The organism is Elioraea rosea (assembly GCF_007644105.1).
Taxonomy (GTDB): domain Bacteria; phylum Pseudomonadota; class Alphaproteobacteria; order Acetobacterales; family Acetobacteraceae; genus Elioraea_A; species Elioraea_A rosea.
On the sequence record NZ_VFAC01000020.1, the window covers coordinates 42,955 to 59,722 of the forward strand.

Sequence of the window (16,768 nt, forward strand, 5' to 3'; positions counted from 1 at the left end):
GACGGCATGGAGGGCGATGCGGACATGATGCGCGAGGCGATCGCCCTGTCTGTCGCCTCGGTCGCCGAGGGCGGCGGACCGTTCGGCTGCGTCATCGTCAGGGATGGCCGCGTCGTCGGGCGCGGTGCCAACCGCGTTACGCTCGACCATGACCCCACGGCCCATGCCGAGATCGTCGCGATCCGCGATGCCTGCGCGAGGTTCGGTACGCACCAGCTCGACGGCTGCGATGTCTACGCGAGCTGCGAGCCATGCCCGATGTGCCTCGCTGCCCTCTACTGGGCCCGGCCAAGGCGCGTGTTCTACGCCTCGACCGCGGCCGATGCCGCTGCGGTCGGCTTCGACGATGCGTTCATCGACGCCGAGCTCGGGCGACGCCCGGCGGCACTGCGCGCCTTGCCGCTTCGGCAGATGCTGCGCGAGGAGGCGCTTGCCGCCTACGAGGCGTGGCGTGCGAAGGAAGACCGCACGCACTATTGAACAGGCGCGACCCCAAGCGCGGCTTCGGCGATGCTGCGGAGGTCGGCGCGCCCGCCGCTGTCGGCAGCGTCGATCATCCTGCGGGCAATCGTGACGGGCCCCACTTCGGCGATGGCGCGCGCTGCGAGGCGGCGCGGCATGCGGCTCTCGTCGGCCAACATCGCAAGCACCGCGCCGGGATGGACCATCGCAGGCGCGAGCCTGGACAGCGCGTCGGCCAGGGCGGTGGGCGCGAACGGCGCGCTGCGCCAGGCGCCAAGCACGAGCATGGCCTCGTCGTCGCGCCGCTCGGGATTCCACGCCGGACCGGCAGGCACCACGACGGGCAGCCCCGTTCGATCAGCCGCTTCCTGCGCGGCCGCCCGCCGCACGGCCTCCTCCGCAAGCGCACTGCGCGCGTCGGCCCCCGCTGCCAGCGCGAGCTCGGGGGCAGGGCGCTCGGCCAGACGCAGCGCGAGCACGTCCTCTCCCGGATTGCCGCGGCCGACCGCGTCGAGCTCAGCGAGGCGAAGCCCGCCGCGCGCGGCCTGGCGCAGCCACCAGCCCGGCGTGATGCCGCGCGCCGCGAGCGCCGGGGCGAGAAGCGCGGGCCACAGAAGAGCGGCGAAGCCTGCATGATAGGCCTCGGCCCCCGCGGCCGAGCCCTGTCCGAGCGTGCGGCGGCTGTCGCCCACCACGAGCGCGGCCTCCGCGCCCTCGCGCAGAAGCGTGATCTCGACCGGGGCGAGCCCATAGCAGGACACGAGCGCGGCGATCTCCGCCGACGCCGCATCGCGCACGGCGTACGCCTCGCCCGGCGCAACCGTTGCGGGGATGACGAGGACGACGCGCTCCCTCATCGGAGCACCTGCCGCTCGCTATCGGCCAGAATGGGTAGGTGTGAGCAGCGCGGCGTCAGCGCCGCGGCCAGCTTGATACGGAGGGACTGGTCGGTCACAACAAGGACGGGCTCAGGCACATTCCGCACGAGCGCCCCGACAGCCGATTCCAACCGCGCCTGAGCCTCCGCGCCAAGCGGCCACGCTGCCTCCGGCAACAAGGCTTCCTCCTCCTTCGCATCGAGCCGAACGGGCGTGCGCCACGGCTCGTTTCCCCAGAGATGGCGTCGGAACCCGGGTGCTGCCCTCAGCCGCGCGACGATCGCTGCCGGATCGTCGCCCGCATGCAACCGCTCGCGCAACAGTGCCGACATCTCTGGCAGGCCGACAGGCATGCGCTCGGCAATCAGAGCCCGCAGCGCATGCACCGCCCGTGGCAGCATGGCGGCGGGCAGGCCTGGCAGGATCGTCGCGGCCTCGTCGAGGCCGAGATGCGTCGCCATGCGGCGAACAAACGCATCTTCCAGCAGGCCGATCAGCACGAAATCGGCGGGGAGCACGTCGCGGCCACGGGGCGTGGCGCTGCCTGGCGACCAGCGATACGGCTCGCCCTCGATCAGCGGCGCAGGCGCCCCGCCCGGAGACGCCGAAGCGGCCTCGAGGTGGGAGTCGGCAGGGATGGCGAGCGTCAGCGCCTCCTCGCCGTCGAGGATGACGCGCGCCGATCCCGGATCGGCGCCATCGCCGCGCAGCCGCACGCTCGGCAGAGCAAGGCCGTAGCGTTCCCGGAGACGGTCGCGCAGTCTCCTGATGCTCGGCAGCACCTCGTCGTGCAGCAGGCGGTTGGCGAGCGCACCGTCGACAAGCAGCGGCGCGGCGGCACCGACGACGATCGGTTCCATCGGAAGGGGCATCGCAACGCGGCCTTCCTCGCGCCAGGAGGACGCGGTTCGGGAAAGGACATCAAAGGCGAAACGTTCCGTCTCCTCCACCGGCTCGCCCGCGAGCAGGGCCAGCGCGGCCTGCCGGGGCGGCCTGCCGATTCGCACCCAGTCGCGAAGCCTCTCGGCCATCGCCTCGCCCTCGGTCTCCCCTGTCTCGGCGAGCCGGCGCGCGGCAAGCACCGGCCGGCCTGCGGACAGCGCGTGCTGGGCCGCGAGCCGCAGCGCGCTCCGCCGCCAGTTCCCGATCGCCTGCGCGGTGTCGGCGGGAAGCGTCGCCGTCGTGGCCGCAAGGGCGCCCGCCCGTGTGAAGCGCCGTGCCGCGACGCCGGCGAACTTCCGTGCCGGAACGACGTCCCGGGCTGCAAGCAGGGCGCGCATGTAGGCGACGCGTCCGGCGTGGAAGGCGACGAACCAGAGCCAATCGCGCACCGCCACGTCATGCCGGCCACCGTCCTTCGGGCCATCGTCCCGCCCCGGAGCGAGAAGTGGGGCGACGAAGGTCGCCTCCGCACGCTCGAGGACGGTGGCGTCGTCGGACGCCGCGGCGGCATCCATCGCGGCTGCGGCGAGCTTCATCCGCATCGGCGGCGCTGCGGTGAGCGCGCGCGCCTCGAGAAGGAGCGCGAAGGCGGAAGCCGCCTTGCCGCGCTCGACGAGGAGCTCGGCGTGCTCGAAATGGAGATGAAGCTGCATCGGCTCGCGCGCGACGGCCTCGGCGGCGATCGCGTCTGCCGTGCCGAGCTCCGGCCACACCCTGTCGCCAAGCCCCGCGCGCACCGCGCTGCGTGCCAGAAGCATCATCGCGAGCGACCGGCAGAGGCGGAGGTGCCGCGCGGCATCGTCGGACTCATCCTCGGGCGTGGGCATGTCGAGGACGGCGCGGTGGAACGCCTCCGCGGCGCGGTCGTGCCTCTTCTCGAAGGCATGGCGGTGGCCTTCGAGCGCCGCTGCGATGCCTGGCGTGCCGCCGAGCCCCTCGCCGCGAGCTTCCTGCGCCGCGAAGGGAAGCGACGGGTCGGTCAGGTAGGCCGCGAGGCGGCGGCGCTGTTCCTCGCGTTGCCACGCCTCGCCCGGCGTTGGCTTGGGCATTAGCCGCGATCGCAGCCGCTCGATCAAGGGGGGAGGCGCCACCGCTCAGCCTCCGCCTGCCGGCGCGGTGGCGGCGGGCTTCCCGGCCTCGCCGCTGTCGCTCGGCTGCGGCGCGGGCGCGGCCTCGCCCGGCGGCTCGGGCGCCGCGCCAGCGCCGCCGAGCGGCGAATAGAAGCTCGAGACCGAGCGGCTGAGGCGGATCGTCTCCTCTGCGCGCGGATCGAGCACGCCCGGCCAGCCCCCTGTCGTCACCGCAGCGTCGCGGCGCAGGAGCTTCCGGGCCTTGGCACGCAGCCCCCTGTCCTGGTGCCAGACGGCGTGGAGCAGGGCGAGCTCATGCGTCAGCAGCTGCGAGAAGGCATGCAGGCTGTCGGCCGCGTCGGCGACGGCGGCAGGCTGCGTGCGCAGCCACTCTGCGTACCGGGCGCGGGCGCGGTCGAGGTCGCGCGCGATGTCGGCGACATCACGGTCGGCGGCCGCTGTCCGAACGCGCGTCTGCCCGGACATGACGGTGAACCACTCGGCCTCGTCGAACTGCGGAGAGCCGAGATCGAGCCGCGGGTCGTCGCGTCCGTCCTTGTCCTTCAGCGTCAGCTTGCGTTCGACAGCGAGGCGGATCGGCGTCAGCGAGGCGTTCAGCTCGTCACCGAGGCTCTCGACGAAGCGATTGTAGAGCCGCCGAAGCGTCTCGCCGGCGGCATGATGCGGCAGGAGATAGGTGTTGCTGCCGCGGAACTGGAAGCGCTCGAAGGTGTGCAGGACGCGCACGAAGGCGATGAAGCTCGCACGCGCGGTATCGTCGGCGATCTCACGCAGGCGGGCCTGGAGCTGCGCCGGCTCGCTCCACGAGACGAGGAGATGTGCATCGACGCGGCGCAGATGGTGTGTCAACGGCCGTGCGAGCATGCCCGTGGCGTTCGCAAGCGCCCAGTAGTGCGACCAGGCGAGATCCACCACGCGCTTGCCGGTGTTCTCGACGAAGTCCCGTTGCTTGGCGCGCTTGGCGGAAAGCTGGTCGAAGCCCCATTTGAGCGCCGCGCCGAGCAAGGCACCGCCGCCGAGAAACAGCACCGAGGCACCGAAGGAGCCGACACTTTCGCGCAGGATACCGTAGAGATCGCCCGTCGCCGTCGGCGCGCTTCCCTGGGCCACCGCAGCGCCGGGCAGCAGCAGCGCGAGGCCGAGGAACAGGGTGTGAGCACGCTCTCGGCCGCCACGCATCATCCCCCGCATCCCCGCCGTTAACCCCTGGTAACGATGCCAGCGCGGGACGGTGCGCCGCAAGGGCGGCCGGGCGGCGGTAATGCTGTCTTCACCCCTCGGATGCAAGGTCGCGCGGCGGAGCCATGGCGGATCAGGCCGTGCCAGGGCTCGAGGAGGCTCGGATCGGAGATGGACGCTGCCCTTCAGGACACGCTGCGTGCGGCGGTTCGTGCCGAGCTCGAGCCGCTGTTCGCCGATCTTCGCCGCTTTGTCGACCGTCGCATCGCCGAGCTCTCGGCCGAGCTCGACGCGCATGTGCAGTTGTCCGACATGAGCGAGGAGAAGCTGACGCGCGAGCTGCACCGCGTTCAGGAGACGATCGCGAACCTCGTTGCCGTGCCCGCGGCACAGACGCGCAACAGCGGCGTCGAGCTTGAGGCGGTGGTGGAGAAGACCGAGGAAGCGACCAACACGATCCTCGAGGCCGCGGAGGAGATCCAGGCGCTCATCGACAGCGGCCATGCCGATGCCGAGGCAGCACCGGTGCTCGCGCAGAAGGTCAACACCATCTTCGAGGCGTGCAGCTTCCAGGACGTGACGGGCCAGCGGATCCGCCGTGCGATCCAGCACCTCCAGCAGGTGGAGGACGTGCTCGCGCAGCTCCTGCCGGCGGACGAGCCGCGGCAGGCGCCCAAGCTCGAGGTGAATGCGCTGATCTCGACGCTCGAGGGCGTGCGCCCGGCCGGGACCGACCTCGGCCAGGCGGCCATCGACGCGCTCATGAACGGCTGACCGGCCCTCGCAGCTCCAGCCGGAGGGCTGATACAAACAACACGAAACGCTTTCGCGCCTGACACGCGGGCGAAAAGCGCCGCCGTCATTCCTTCCGCCGCGCACCGATGGCCGGGGCGCCATGCGCAACGCGGAAGGAAACGACGATGCCGACCTACAAGGGAACGATCTCAGCGGACTTCATCAAGGGCTCGATGACGAACGACATCATCGAGGGCCTCGACGGGAATGACAGCCTGTACGGCGAGGGCGGCGCCGACACGATCAAGGGCGGCAACGGCAACGACCATATCTACGGCGGCATCGGCGACGACGTGCTCCATGGCGACGCGAACGACGACTACCTCGAGGGTGGCGCTGGCGACGACGTGCTGCGCGGTGGCACGGGCAATGACAGCCTCTATGGCGGCGTCGGCTACGACACGATGGAGGGTGGCACTGGCAACGACACCTACTACGCGTTCGATGGTACGACCGCGGCGGAGTGGCGCGAGACCGGCCTTGGCCTCGAGTGGTACGACTATCTCGGGATGGTGCTGACCGGCGGCTTCTCCATGCCCGCCTATCTCGACGACGAGTACGTGCCGCCCGGCCTGACCGACCGCATCCTCGAGAACGCAAACGAAGGCATCGACACGCTGGCGGTGAAGTCGGGCATGGTCGCGAGCCTCGGCAGCAATGTCGAGAATCTGCGCGTGCACTGGGAGAACGACACGGGCGCGGGCAGTATCCTGTTCGGCAACGTGCTCGACAACACGATCTGGGGCGGCAAGGGTAACGACGAGATCGACGGCCGGAAGGGCAACGACACGCTCTACGGCGGTGCCGGCAACGATGCGATGTCGGGCGGCGAAGGCAACGACGTGCTCGACGGCAACGAGGGCGCGGATGCGATGGCAGGCGGCGTCGGCAACGACACCTACTACGTCGACAGCACCGGCGACACGACGGTGGAGCGTGCCGGCGAAGGCAACGACACGGTGCATACGACGCTCGCGAGCCACACCCTCGCCGCCAACGTCGAGAACCTCTGGTATGCGGGCTCAGCCAGCTTCATCGGCCAGGGCAATGGCGAGGACAACCAGATCGTCGGCGGCTTCGGCAATGACTGGCTCTACGGCTTCGATGGCAACGACCACCTGATCGGTGGTCTCGGTGCCGACATGCTCTGGGGCGGCAACGGCAACGATGTGCTCGAGGCCGAGTTCGGCAACGACACGCTCTACGGCGCGCTGGGCAATGATCGACTCGAGGGCGGCGCGGGCGACGATACGCTCGACGGCAGCGGCGGGCTCGACTTCCTGTGGGGCGGCACCGGCAACGACAAGCTGTACGGCGGTGCGGGCGAGGACATCCTCCGCGGCGAGGACGGCAACGACCAGCTCTGGGGCGGCGATGGCCATGACCTGCTCGACGGCGGGGCCGGCAACGACACGCTGCGCGGCGATGCCGGCAACGACACGCTGACCGGCGGCGCAGGGGACGATGTCCTGATCGGCGGCATGGGGATGGATACGCTGACCGGCGGTGCGGGCAAGGACAAGTTCGTCTGGACGAGCACGCAGGAGACCCGTGGCATCGTGCTCGACCAGGTGAAGGACTTCGCCCGCGGCGTCGACATCCTCGACTTCTCCGCCATCGACGCCAACACGACCATGGCAGGCGACCAGGCCTTCACCCTGCGCGGCACGAGCGGCTTCAGCGGCAAGGCAGGCGAGATCATCTGGAGCCATGGCCAGGATGCCGCAGGCAACGGCACCACGCTGCTGATGGCCGACACGAACGGCGACACGCTGGTCGACATGGCCATCCGCTTCGACGGCACCCACGCCTTCACGCCCTCCGACTTCATTCTCTGACACCGCCTTCGACTGATGCTGCGGCCGCGGGGGAGCATCGCTCCCTCGCGGTTCGTCGTTCTGGGGTAACCTCGGCCCACCCGGGCGCGAAGCCTGTTGCGACGATCCCGCCGGAGAGATGCGACCGTGACCGACCCTGCGCCCGAAGCCATGCGCCCCGCCCGCCGCCCCTCGCGGAAGGACGGCGTGCTGCACGCCGATCTCTGCATCATCGGCGCGGGCTCTGCCGGGCTGTCCGTCGCCGCCGGCGCGACGCAGATGGGCGCGGCCGTGGTGCTGATCGAGCGTGACCGCATGGGGGGCGACTGCCTGAACACCGGCTGCGTTCCGTCCAAGGCGCTGATCGCCGCGGCCCATGCGGCGGAGGCGATGCGCGGCGGGGAGCGCTTCGGCGTGGGCGGCCACGCGCCCGAGATCGATTTCGCGCGCGTCCACGCGCATGTGCACGGCGTGATCGGCGCGATCGCCCCGCATGACAGCGTGGAACGCTTCGAGGGCCTTGGGGTGACGGTTCTGCGCGCCTCGGCCCGCTTCACCGGTCCGGAGGAGGTCGAGGCCGGCGGTGAGCGCATCCGCGCGCGGCGCTTCGTGATCGCGACCGGCTCCACGGCCGCGATCCCGAAGCTGCCGGGGCTCGCCGACGTGCCTTACCTCACCAACGAGACGGTGTTCGAGCTCACCGAACGGCCAGCTCACCTCCTCGTTGTGGGTGGCGGGCCGATCGGCGTCGAGATGGCGCAGGCCTTCCGTCGCCTCGGAGCGGACGTGACCCTGTTCGATATCGGACCGATCCTGCCACGCGACGAGCCCGAGGCCGTTGCCGTGCTTCGCGCGAAGCTCCTCGCAGAGGGCATCGTGCTTCGCGAAAGCGCGACGGTCGAGGCGGTTGAGCGTGCAGCGAAGGGCGTGGCGGTTACGCTCGCGGGGGGCGAGCGGATCGAGGGAACGCATCTTCTCGTCGCGGCGGGGCGTAAGGCGAATGTCGAGGGGCTCGGGCTCGAGGCGGCGGGAATCGGCTACACACCGAAGGGTGTCACGGTCGATTCGGGGCTGCGTACGTCGAACCGGCGCGTCTTCGCGATCGGCGATGTCGCGGGCGGGCCGCAATTCACCCACGTCGCGGGCTATCACGCCGGCCTCGTGATCCGGAGCGCGCTGTTCGGCCTTCCCGTCAGGACGGACTATGCCGCCCTTCCGTGGGCGACCTACGCAGACCCCGAGCTCGCCCATGTGGGGCTCACCGAGGCCGAGGCGCGCAAGGCCGGCGGGGAGGTGAGCATCCTTCTCGAGCCGCTTGCCGGCAACGACCGTGCGCAGGCCGAGCGCGAGACCGAGGGGCTGATCAAGGTGGTGCTGGGCCGCCGCGGGCGCATCCTCGGCACCACCATCGTCGCGCCGCGGGCGGGCGAGATGATCGGGCTGTGGGGGCTCGCGATCCAGAACCGCCTGCGCATCGGCGCGATCGCGTCCTCGCTCGCCCCATACCCGACGCTGTCGGAGATCTCCAAGCGCGCCGCCGGGCGCTACTACACGCCGACGCTGTTCGGCCCGCGCACCCGCCGCCTGGTCGGGCTGATCCAGCGATTCCTGCCGTGACCCGCCCGTCCTCGATCCTGCGCGACCGGAGGCTCTGGCTCGCGGTTGGCGCGCTCGGCGCGATCCTCGCGCTCCGCTTCTCGGGTCTGGCCGACGTGCTCTCGCTCGAGACGATCGCGCGGCACCGCGAGGCGCTTGCCGGTTTCGTCTCTCAGAACTGGCTTCTCGCCGCGTTCGGCTATGTCGCGATCTACGTCGCGGCGGTCGCGTTCTCGGTGCCTGGGGCGGTGTTCCTCACCCTCGCGGGCGGGCTCCTGTTCGGCGCGGTCGCTGGAACCGCGCTCACCGTGGCGGCCGCGACGATCGGCGCGACGGCCGTGTTCCTGCTCGCGCGGACGATCTTCGGCGCGGATGCGCTGTCGCGGCTCGGGCCGCGCGCCGAGGCGCTGGCCGAAGCGATCCGCCGGAACGCTGCGTCCTACCTTCTCGTTCTGCGCCTCGTTCCGCTTTTTCCCTTCTTCCTCGTCAATCTCGTTCCCGCCTTCGTCGGCGTCCGGCTCGCCACCTATGTCGTGACGACCTTCTTCGGCGTCATTCCCGGAACGGCGGTGTTCACCCTTGCCGGAGTGGGGCTCGGCGATGTGCTTGCGCTTGGCGGTGCGTTCGACGTGCGGTCTGTCCTGACGCCGGAGATCCTCGGCGCGCTGATCGGCCTCGCGCTCCTGTCGCTCGCCGCCATTCCGCTGAAGGCACGCTTCGCGAAGCAGGAGGATGCCAACCGTGCCGACGCGCCGTGAGGCTCTTGCCGTGCTCGCCTGCGCGCTTGCCGCGCCTCGTGCCGCCGCCGCCGCCGCCGCCGTGAGCCTCGAGGCGCTTCTCGCGCGCTACGTCGTCCCGCATGAGGACGGCATCGCGCGCGTGCGCTACGCCGCCTGGGCCGCAAGCGCGGAGGACCGCGCCGCCCTTTCTGCCTGGATCGAGGCCGAGGCTGCCCGCGCGCCCTCGCGCATGCCGCGCGAGGAGGCCTTTGCGTACTGGGCCAACCTCTACAACGCGCTGACGCTGAAGGAGGTGCTCGACCACTTTCCCGTCCGCTCCATCCGTGACATCGCCTCGCGCGGCGTTCCGTTCGACCCGAAGGGCTGGTTCGGCCCGTGGCGCACGCGGCTCGTGACCGTCGAGGGGCGCAGGCTGTCGCTCGACGACATCGAGCACGGCATCATGCGCCCGACCTTCGGCGATCCGCGCGTGCACTACGCCGTCAACTGCGCCGCGCTCGGCTGTCCCAACCTGAGGCCGGCGCCATGGCGCACGGCGAGCCTCGAGCGTGACCTCGACGAGGCAGCGTCGGCCTTCGTCAACCACCGGCGCGGCGTGACCGTGCGGCCCGACGGTGGCCTGCGCGTCTCCTCGATCTATGTGTGGTTCGCAGAGGATTTCGGCGGCCGTGATGCCGTGCCTGCGCATCTTCGCCGCCATGCCGCCCCGCCGCTCGCCGCGCGGCTCGGACCGGATGCGCGCATCGCCGAGGATGCGTATGACTGGTCGCTGAACGCCGCGGCGTAGACGCGCACGCGGCGGGCTGTTGCATGCCCGGAAGAAACGCGACAGGGTGCAGGCCATAACGAACGAGGGGGGACAGGATGCGCGGCGCATTGTCAGGCTCGCTTTCCCGTTTCGGCGCGATGGCGCTTCTCCTTTCCGTTGCGGCCTGCGGTCCGACGCAGCAGGCGAGCCACCGCGCAGCCCCGAGCGGCTTCCTCGGCCCCGAGATCCGCGCGCTGATGCAGCCCGGCACGCGGCCGGACCAGGCGCAGCAGTTCTACGTCCGTCCCGGCGCCGATATCCGCCGCTACACCAGCATCGTCGTCGAGCCCGTGCAGGTCTGGCATGAGCCTGGCCGGCCGGAGGACCTGGCGCCTGACCAGCTCCAGTTCGCGGCAGACCTGTTCTACGCAGCCATGCGTGAGGAGTTGGCCAAGGATTTCCGCCTCGTCAGCACGCACGGGCCCGAGACGCTCGTGCTCGCGAGCGCGATCACCCAGGTGAGCGAGGGCGGGCCGCCGGCGCTCGCCACCGTCTCGAGCTTCGTGCCGCTCACGCGCCTGCTGCGCCGCGGCGCGAGCGTGATGACCGGAAGCGACCCGCTGACGGGAGCCGCAACGGGGGAGATCAAGGTCACCGATGCGGAGACGGGCGAGCTTCTCGGCGCGGCGATCGACAGCCGCGAGGCGCGCACCCGCGCCGCCGTCACGACCTCACGCTGGGACGACGTGCAGTCGATCGCCCGGTACTGGGCGGAACTCGTCCGCTTCCGCCTCTGCCGCGGGCAGCAGCGGGAGAACTGCGTCGCGCCTGCCTGAGGACATGCACCTCACCGAAGCAGGAACCATAGCGACGCGAGCGCGAGCGCCGTCACCGCCGCCTTGTGCAGCACGGAGAGCACCTTCTCAACCCGCTGCAGCCGCAGCATCACCTTGTCCGCGCGATGCCCTTCCTGGGCACGGCCGTGCTCCATGACCCCTTCTCTCCCCGTCTTCCGGCGTGTCGATGTTCTGTATTTGTTCCTACCACAACGGACACGATTCCCATAGGCGCGCTGGCGGCCGCCGCGTCACGAATTGCCGCGTGCGTTGACGCTGCATCGCAGCAGGCGTAACACTCACGCCGCCGAGAGAAGGGCGCGCGGGGTGAAGCTCACGCGTCCTTTTTCATCGCCGGCCACGTGACGATGCAGCACGCCGCGCCGGACCACGACGCGCCCGCGGAGCACGAGGCGCGCGGGGCCTGGCCGGCGCGACGAGGGGAATGCCGATGGACGCTCGCGAGGCCCTGATGACGGGCACGACAAGCGACGGCAAGCTGGTGCGGAGGCCGCTCTCGCCGCACCTGCAGGTCTACAAGCTACCGCTCACCGCCATCACGTCGATCAGCCACAGGATCACGGGCGTCGCGCTCGCGATCGGCACGGGGCTGCTCGTCTCGTGGTTGATGGCGGCCGCCGCGGGGCCCATCGCCTTCGCCGAGGCGCAGGCCTTCATGGGCTCCTTCCTCGGGCGGCTGATGCTGTTCGGCTGGACGCTCGCGCTCTTCTATCACTTCTGCAACGGCATCCGGCACCTCGCCTGGGATGCCGGGTACGGGTACGACATGGAGACGGCGACGCGCACCGGCTGGCTCACCATCGGCGGCGCCGTCGGGCTGACGCTGTTCGCCTGGATCCTCGGCTACGCGCTGCTGGGCTGAGGGAGGCGAGGATGGCAGGCACACAGAAACTCACCCGCACCACGCTGCGCTCTGGCCTCGGCCGGGTGCGCGGCCTCGGCTCGGCGAAGGAGGGCGTGCAGCACTGGTGGGCGCAGCGCGTCACCGCCATCGCGCTCGTGCCGCTGACGCTGTGGTTCGTCGCCTCCGTGATCCTGCTCGCGGGCGCGGACCACGCGACCGTCTCGGCCTGGATCGCGCGGCCGCTGAACACCGTTCTGCTGATCGCGCTCGTCGCTGCCACGTTCTGGCATGCCGCCCTGGGCTTGCAGGTCGTGATCGAGGACTACATCCACACGGAGGGCACCAAGCTCGTGGTGCTGCTCGCGGTCAAGGCGCTGCTCGCGCTGGTGGGTCTCGCCGGCATCGTCGCGGTCCTCCGGGTCGCTCTCTAGCGGCACGGCGGATCGCAGCGCGCGGGCGGGAATTCGAGGAACGAGGACGTAGAACCCCATGAACGCCATCTCCATGCCGTCGCGCGGCGCCTACCGGGTGGTCGACCATACCTATGACGTGGTGGTGGTCGGCGCGGGCGGGGCGGGGCTTCGCGCGACGCTCGGCCTCGGCGCTGCGGGGCTCAAGACCGCCTGCATCACCAAGGTGTTCCCGACGCGCAGCCACACCGTCGCCGCGCAGGGCGGGATCGGCGCGGCGCTCGGCAACATGGGCGAGGACGACTGGCGCTGGCACATGTACGACACCGTGAAGGGGTCGGACTGGCTCGGTGACCAGGATGCGATCGAGTACATGTGCCGCGAGGCCATTCCGGCCGTCTACGAGCTCGAGCATTTCGGCGTGCCGTTCAGCCGCACGGAGGATGGGCGCATCTACCAGCGGCCCTTCGGCGGCCACATGAAGGACTACGGCAAGGCCCCGGCGATGCGTGCCTGCGCCGCGGCGGACCGTACCGGCCATGCCATCCTGCACACGCTCTACCAGCAGAGCCTCAAGCACGAGGCGGAGTTCTTCGTCGAGTACTTCGCGCTCGACCTCATCATGGACGAGGACGGCGCCTGCCGCGGCGTCATGGCCTGGAACCTCGAGGACGGCACGATCCACCGCTTCCGCGCGGCGATGACGGTGCTGGCGACAGGCGGCTACGGCCGGGCCTATTTCTCCTGCACCTCCGCCCATACCTGCACGGGCGACGGCAACGCGATGGTTCTGCGGGCCGGCCTGCCGCTGCAGGACATGGAGTTCGTCCAGTTCCACCCGACGGGCATCTACGGCGCGGGCTGCCTGATCACCGAGGGCGCGCGCGGCGAGGGCGGGTACCTGACGAACAGCGAGGGCGAGCGCTTCATGGAGCGCTACGCGCCGACCGCGAAGGACCTCGCGAGCCGCGACGTCGTCTCCCGCTCGATGACGATCGAGATCCGCGAGGGCCGCGGCTGCGGCCCGCAGAAGGACCACATCCTCCTGCATCTCGAGCATCTGGGCGCCGACCTGCTGGCCGAGCGGCTTCCGGGCATCAGCGAGACGGCGCGCATCTTCTCCGGCGTCGACGTCACGCGCGAGCCGATCCCCATCCTGCCGACCGTGCACTACAACATGGGCGGCGTGCCGACGAACTATCGCACCGAGGTGATCACCCACGGGCCGGACGGTGATCGCGTGGTGCCTGGCCTGATGGCGGTGGGCGAGGCCGCCTGCGTGTCGGTGCACGGCGCGAACCGCCTCGGCACCAACTCGCTTCTCGATCTCGTGGTGTTCGGCCGGGCAGCGGCGCATCGCGCGGCCGAGATCGTCAGGCCTGGCCAGAGCCAGCCGCCGCTGCCGCCGAAGGCCGGCGAGTCCGCCCTCGAGCGGATGGACCGCATCCGCCATGCCAAGGGCGGGTCGAGCACGGGCGAGATCCGCCTCGGCATGCAGAAGACCATGCAGAACCATGCCGCCGTGTTCCGCACCTCGGCCAGCCTCGCAGAGGGCGTCGAGCGGATGCGTGGGCACTGGAAGCACATGGACGACCTCAGCGTCACCGACCGCTCGCTCATCTGGAACACCGACCTCGTCGAGGCGATGGAGCTCGACAACCTGATGGGCAACGCGATGACCACCGTCGTCTCGGCCGAGGCGCGCAAGGAGAGCCGCGGCGCGCACGCGCACGAGGACTTCCCCGACCGCGACGACGTCAACTGGATGAAGCACAGCCTCGCCTGGTGCGGCGCCGACGGGACCGTCCGCCTCGGCTATCGCGGCGTGACGCTGACGACGCTGACCAACGAGGTGCAGTCCTTCCCGCCCAAGGCGCGCGTGTACTGAGCACGGCGGGAAGCACGGAGAGGACGACAGATGGCGACGTTCACGCTGCCCGCGAACAGCCGCATCGGCGAGGGCCAGACCTTCGAGGCTCCCGCCGGCGCGACCCGGGTGAAGGAGTTCAAGATCTACCGCTGGAACCCCGATGACGGGCAGAACCCGCGGACCGACACCTACAGGATCGACCTCGATGCGTGCGGGCCGATGGTTCTCGATGCGCTCATCAAGATCAAGAACGAGGTCGACACGACGCTGACCTTCCGCCGCTCCTGCCGCGAGGGCATCTGCGGCTCCTGCGCGATGAACATCGACGGGTCGAACACGCTCGCCTGCCTGAAGCCGATCGACGAGGTCCAGGGCGCGTGCAAGATCACCCCGCTGCCGCACATGCCGGTGGTCAAGGACCTTGTTCCCGACCTTTCCCAGCCCTACGCCCAGCTTCGCTCGATCGAGCCGTGGCTCAAGTCCGACACGCCCGCCCCGCCCGACGGGGAGCGGCTGCAGAGCGTCGAGGAGCGGGCGAAGATCGACGGGCTGTGGGAGTGCATCCTTTGCTTCTGCTGCTCCACCTCCTGCCCATCCTACTGGTGGAACGGTGACCGGTACCTCGGCCCAGCCGTGCTTCTCCAGGCCTATCGCTGGATCGCCGACAGCCGCGATGAGGCGACGGGCGAGCGCCTCGATGCGCTCGAGGACCCCTTCAAGCTCTACCGCTGCCACACGATCATGAACTGCACCAAGGCCTGCCCAAAGGGGCTGAACCCGGCCCAGGCGATCGGCGAGATCAAGAAACTGATGGTCGAGCGGCGCGGCTGAGGCCGCGTTCGCCACAACGCGCCGGCGGGATTGACGCACGTCAAGCACCGGCTTCCGGCGTGCTGGCGCGGCGCCGGCGCAACCGCGAGACTTCCTTCGCGTTCAGAACGAGCGCAGCCGCCGGCCATGACGAGGCGGCGGCACCAAGAAGGGAGTTCAACGCACATGCCCGCTCATTCCATTCCCCGCCGCTTCCTTGCTTTCGGCGGTGGCGCGCTGCTGCTCACCGCATGCGGCACCACCACCACCACGACGCAGCAGGCGGCGGTTCCTGCCGCCCCGGCCCAGCAGGCCGCGCCATCGACCGTCGGCGTTACGCCGCAGCGCAGCATTGCCACGTTGCTGTCGTCAGATTCCGACCTGAGCCGCTTCACCGACGGGGCGCAGCGCACCGGCATCTACCAGGCCTTGAACAGCCAAGGCACGTACACCGTGTTCGCGCCAACCAACAACGGCTGGGGCGAAATCCCGGCGCAGATCCGCAATGACGTGCTGCCGCCCAACGCTCCGGCCGACCCGATCCGCGGTCGCGGACTGATTGCGGCCCATGTCGTCGAGGGAAGCTATCCGCTCTCCTCGCTCTCCGGTCGGCGCACCACGCTGACGACGATGAACGGCAACCGCATCATCGTCGACGCGACCAATCCGTCGCGCGTGACCGTCGAGTCCGACGGCGGTGGCGGCTTCAACGCCGGCGGCGGCTCGATCTGGGGTGCGTCGACGGTGTCGCGCGCGGATCTCGCGGCGACGAACGGCATCGTGCACATCGTCGACAAAGCCGTCCTGCCCTGATCGTCAGATCCCGGTCGAGTGGGCGAGGGCGGGGAAGCGCGCGAGCGCTTCCCCGATCTCGTTCGCGGCCGCGCGCAAGGCGGGGAGCCTGGTAGCCAGCATCTCCTCGTCCCGCGTGCGCATGCTGTCGGCAGAGCAGTTGATCGCGGCGAAGACGCGCCCCGCCGCGTCGCGGATCGGTACCGCGAGCGCGAGCACGCCGTACTCGATCACGTCGCGCACCAGGGCATGGCCGTTCGCCCGGGTCGCGTCGCACAGCGCCTGCAGCGTCGCGGCATCGGTCGGCGTATTGGCGGTGAAGGACGGGAAGGGCGCCTGCGCGAGATAGGCCGCCCGCGCCGGATCCGGCAGGTGCGCGAGCAGTACGTGGCCGGTCGAGGCGGCGTGGGCAGGGAGCCGTGACCCGACGCTCTGGCGAAGCCTGCGCTCGCGCTTCTCCATCGCCGCGTGAGCGAGATAGACGACGTCGTTTCCTTCGAGGACGGTGAGCGAGGACGCATCGCCGAAGCGCGCGTTCAGCGCCTGCAATTGCGGCTGCACCAGGTCCTTCAGGTTCATCGACGAGAGATAGGCGGCGCCGAGGCGCAGCACCTTGCTGCGCAGCACGAAGCGGCGGCGATTCTGCCGCACGTAGCCGAGCGCCTCGAGCGTGAGCAGCGCGCGGCGCGCCGTGGCCGGCGTCAGCCCAGTTCGGGCGGCGACCTCGGTGAGCGTCAGCTCTGGCGCATCGGTGCCGAAGCATTCGATGACGGCGAGGCCGCGCGCGAGGCCGCCGACGAACTCGCGATCCGCCTGGCCGCGCGTGTCCGCGGGGCGGCTTGACTCGGCAGGCCTGTCTGGGACATTCTCCACATAGCGAAATTATTTTCGCAAAGCAAAAAAATCAAGTCCCGCGATCACGGTCCGGGGCAGGGGA

The 16,768-nt window shown here is 70.3% G+C and carries 17 protein-coding genes; 12 read left to right on the top strand and 5 right to left on the bottom strand.

Going from position 1 to position 16,768, the window contains the following annotated elements; all coding sequences use genetic code 11:
• Positions 1-6 precede the first annotated feature (6 nt).
• The gene (locus tag FIF60_RS13205) at positions 7-480 is read left to right on the top strand and encodes a nucleoside deaminase (protein ID WP_144186561.1); all 474 of its coding nucleotides are present in this window, start codon (positions 7-9) and stop codon (positions 478-480) included.
• Here FIF60_RS13205 and FIF60_RS13210 read toward each other — a convergent pair.
• The 3 genes from FIF60_RS13210 to FIF60_RS13220 are packed head-to-tail and all read right to left on the bottom strand — an operon-like array spanning position 474 to position 4,555.
• Entirely contained in the window at positions 474-1,319 is an 846-nt protein-coding gene (locus FIF60_RS13210; RefSeq protein WP_144186562.1) for a hypothetical protein, read from the bottom strand. The genes FIF60_RS13205 and FIF60_RS13210 overlap by 7 nt on opposite strands.
• Positions 1,316-3,331: a hypothetical protein gene (locus tag FIF60_RS13215; RefSeq protein WP_144186563.1), complete on the bottom strand. Its 2,016-nt coding sequence runs from the start codon at positions 3,329-3,331 to the stop codon at positions 1,316-1,318. The genes FIF60_RS13210 and FIF60_RS13215 overlap by 4 nt, the downstream gene beginning before the upstream one ends.
• A gap of 45 nt (positions 3,332-3,376) precedes the next feature.
• Positions 3,377-4,555 (bottom strand): hypothetical protein, encoded by a 1,179-nt coding sequence (locus FIF60_RS13220; RefSeq protein WP_144186564.1) that lies wholly within the window; start codon positions 4,553-4,555, stop codon positions 3,377-3,379.
• A gap of 168 nt (positions 4,556-4,723) precedes the next feature.
• Here FIF60_RS13220 and FIF60_RS13225 point away from each other — a divergent pair, with 168 nt between their 5' ends.
• The 6 genes from FIF60_RS13225 (at position 4,724) to FIF60_RS13250 (ending at position 11,084) form a co-directional block, all read left to right on the top strand.
• A complete protein-coding gene (locus tag FIF60_RS13225; protein ID WP_144186565.1) occupies positions 4,724-5,326 on the top strand; it encodes a protein phosphatase CheZ in 603 nt (200 codons plus the stop codon).
• 146 nt (positions 5,327-5,472) lie between these two features.
• On the top strand, positions 5,473-7,185 hold the full coding sequence (locus FIF60_RS22275; protein WP_158639206.1) for a calcium-binding protein: 1,713 nt from the start codon (positions 5,473-5,475) through the stop codon (positions 7,183-7,185).
• A gap of 126 nt (positions 7,186-7,311) precedes the next feature.
• On the top strand, positions 7,312-8,781 hold the full coding sequence (locus FIF60_RS13235; protein WP_338032082.1) for a dihydrolipoyl dehydrogenase family protein: 1,470 nt from the start codon (positions 7,312-7,314) through the stop codon (positions 8,779-8,781).
• Positions 8,778-9,518: a TVP38/TMEM64 family protein gene (locus tag FIF60_RS13240; RefSeq protein WP_239451612.1), complete on the top strand. Its 741-nt coding sequence runs from the start codon at positions 8,778-8,780 to the stop codon at positions 9,516-9,518. Before FIF60_RS13235 ends, FIF60_RS13240 begins: the two co-directional genes overlap by 4 nt.
• Complete coding sequence (locus FIF60_RS13245) at positions 9,502-10,287, top strand: DUF547 domain-containing protein (protein ID WP_158639207.1); 786 nt, start codon at positions 9,502-9,504, stop codon at positions 10,285-10,287. Before FIF60_RS13240 ends, FIF60_RS13245 begins: the two co-directional genes overlap by 17 nt.
• 77 nt (positions 10,288-10,364) lie before the next feature.
• Positions 10,365-11,084 carry a DUF3313 domain-containing protein gene (locus FIF60_RS13250; RefSeq protein WP_144186568.1) on the top strand — a complete coding sequence of 240 codons (720 nt, stop codon included), beginning with the start codon at positions 10,365-10,367 and terminating at the stop codon, positions 11,082-11,084.
• A gap of 11 nt (positions 11,085-11,095) precedes the next feature.
• On the opposite strand, the gene FIF60_RS21610 is transcribed toward FIF60_RS13250, so the two are convergent.
• Positions 11,096-11,239: a hypothetical protein gene (locus tag FIF60_RS21610; protein ID WP_158639208.1), complete on the bottom strand. Its 144-nt coding sequence runs from the start codon at positions 11,237-11,239 to the stop codon at positions 11,096-11,098.
• A 317-nt stretch (positions 11,240-11,556) separates the two neighbouring features.
• On the opposite strand from FIF60_RS21610, the gene sdhC reads away from it, so the two are divergent.
• From sdhC to FIF60_RS13275, 5 genes are all read left to right on the top strand, one after another.
• A complete protein-coding gene (gene sdhC / locus FIF60_RS13255) occupies positions 11,557-11,967 on the top strand; it encodes a succinate dehydrogenase, cytochrome b556 subunit (RefSeq protein ID WP_239451613.1) in 411 nt (136 codons plus the stop codon).
• An 11-nt stretch (positions 11,968-11,978) separates the two neighbouring features.
• Entirely contained in the window at positions 11,979-12,380 is a 402-nt protein-coding gene (gene sdhD, locus FIF60_RS13260; RefSeq protein ID WP_144186570.1) for a succinate dehydrogenase, hydrophobic membrane anchor protein, read from the top strand.
• A 58-nt stretch (positions 12,381-12,438) separates the two neighbouring features.
• Positions 12,439-14,247 (top strand): succinate dehydrogenase flavoprotein subunit, encoded by a 1,809-nt coding sequence (sdhA, locus tag FIF60_RS13265; protein ID WP_144186571.1) that lies wholly within the window; start codon positions 12,439-12,441, stop codon positions 14,245-14,247.
• 30 nt (positions 14,248-14,277) lie between these two features.
• A complete protein-coding gene (locus FIF60_RS13270) occupies positions 14,278-15,060 on the top strand; it encodes a succinate dehydrogenase iron-sulfur subunit (RefSeq protein WP_144186572.1) in 783 nt (260 codons plus the stop codon).
• A gap of 165 nt (positions 15,061-15,225) precedes the next feature.
• Complete coding sequence (locus FIF60_RS13275) at positions 15,226-15,852, top strand: fasciclin domain-containing protein (protein ID WP_158639209.1); 627 nt, start codon at positions 15,226-15,228, stop codon at positions 15,850-15,852.
• Positions 15,853-15,855: 3 nt separating this feature from the next.
• Here FIF60_RS13275 and FIF60_RS13280 read toward each other — a convergent pair whose 3' ends face one another.
• On the bottom strand, positions 15,856-16,704 hold the full coding sequence (locus FIF60_RS13280) for an IclR family transcriptional regulator domain-containing protein (protein ID WP_144186574.1): 849 nt from the start codon (positions 16,702-16,704) through the stop codon (positions 15,856-15,858).
• Positions 16,705-16,768: the final 64 nt, after the last annotated feature.

Coding starts and splice junctions, on each gene's coding strand:
- sdhA (WP_144186571.1), top strand. CDS start 12,439: ATGAACGCCATCTCCATGCCGTCGCGCGGCGCCTACCGGGTGGTCGAC.
- FIF60_RS13210 (WP_144186562.1), bottom strand. CDS start 1,319: ATGAGGGAGCGCGTCGTCCTCGTCATCCCCGCAACGGTTGCGCCGGGC.
- FIF60_RS21610 (WP_158639208.1), bottom strand. CDS start 11,239: ATGGAGCACGGCCGTGCCCAGGAAGGGCATCGCGCGGACAAGGTGATG.
- FIF60_RS22275 (WP_158639206.1), top strand. CDS start 5,473: ATGCCGACCTACAAGGGAACGATCTCAGCGGACTTCATCAAGGGCTCG.
- FIF60_RS13220 (WP_144186564.1), bottom strand. CDS start 4,555: ATGATGCGTGGCGGCCGAGAGCGTGCTCACACCCTGTTCCTCGGCCTC.
- FIF60_RS13270 (WP_144186572.1), top strand. CDS start 14,278: ATGGCGACGTTCACGCTGCCCGCGAACAGCCGCATCGGCGAGGGCCAG.
- FIF60_RS13250 (WP_144186568.1), top strand. CDS start 10,365: ATGCGCGGCGCATTGTCAGGCTCGCTTTCCCGTTTCGGCGCGATGGCG.
- sdhD (WP_144186570.1), top strand. CDS start 11,979: ATGGCAGGCACACAGAAACTCACCCGCACCACGCTGCGCTCTGGCCTC.
- FIF60_RS13275 (WP_158639209.1), top strand. CDS start 15,226: ATGCCCGCTCATTCCATTCCCCGCCGCTTCCTTGCTTTCGGCGGTGGC.
- FIF60_RS13225 (WP_144186565.1), top strand. CDS start 4,724: ATGGACGCTGCCCTTCAGGACACGCTGCGTGCGGCGGTTCGTGCCGAG.
- FIF60_RS13205 (WP_144186561.1), top strand. CDS start 7: ATGGAGGGCGATGCGGACATGATGCGCGAGGCGATCGCCCTGTCTGTC.
- sdhC (WP_239451613.1), top strand. CDS start 11,557: ATGACGGGCACGACAAGCGACGGCAAGCTGGTGCGGAGGCCGCTCTCG.
- FIF60_RS13215 (WP_144186563.1), bottom strand. CDS start 3,331: ATGCCCAAGCCAACGCCGGGCGAGGCGTGGCAACGCGAGGAACAGCGC.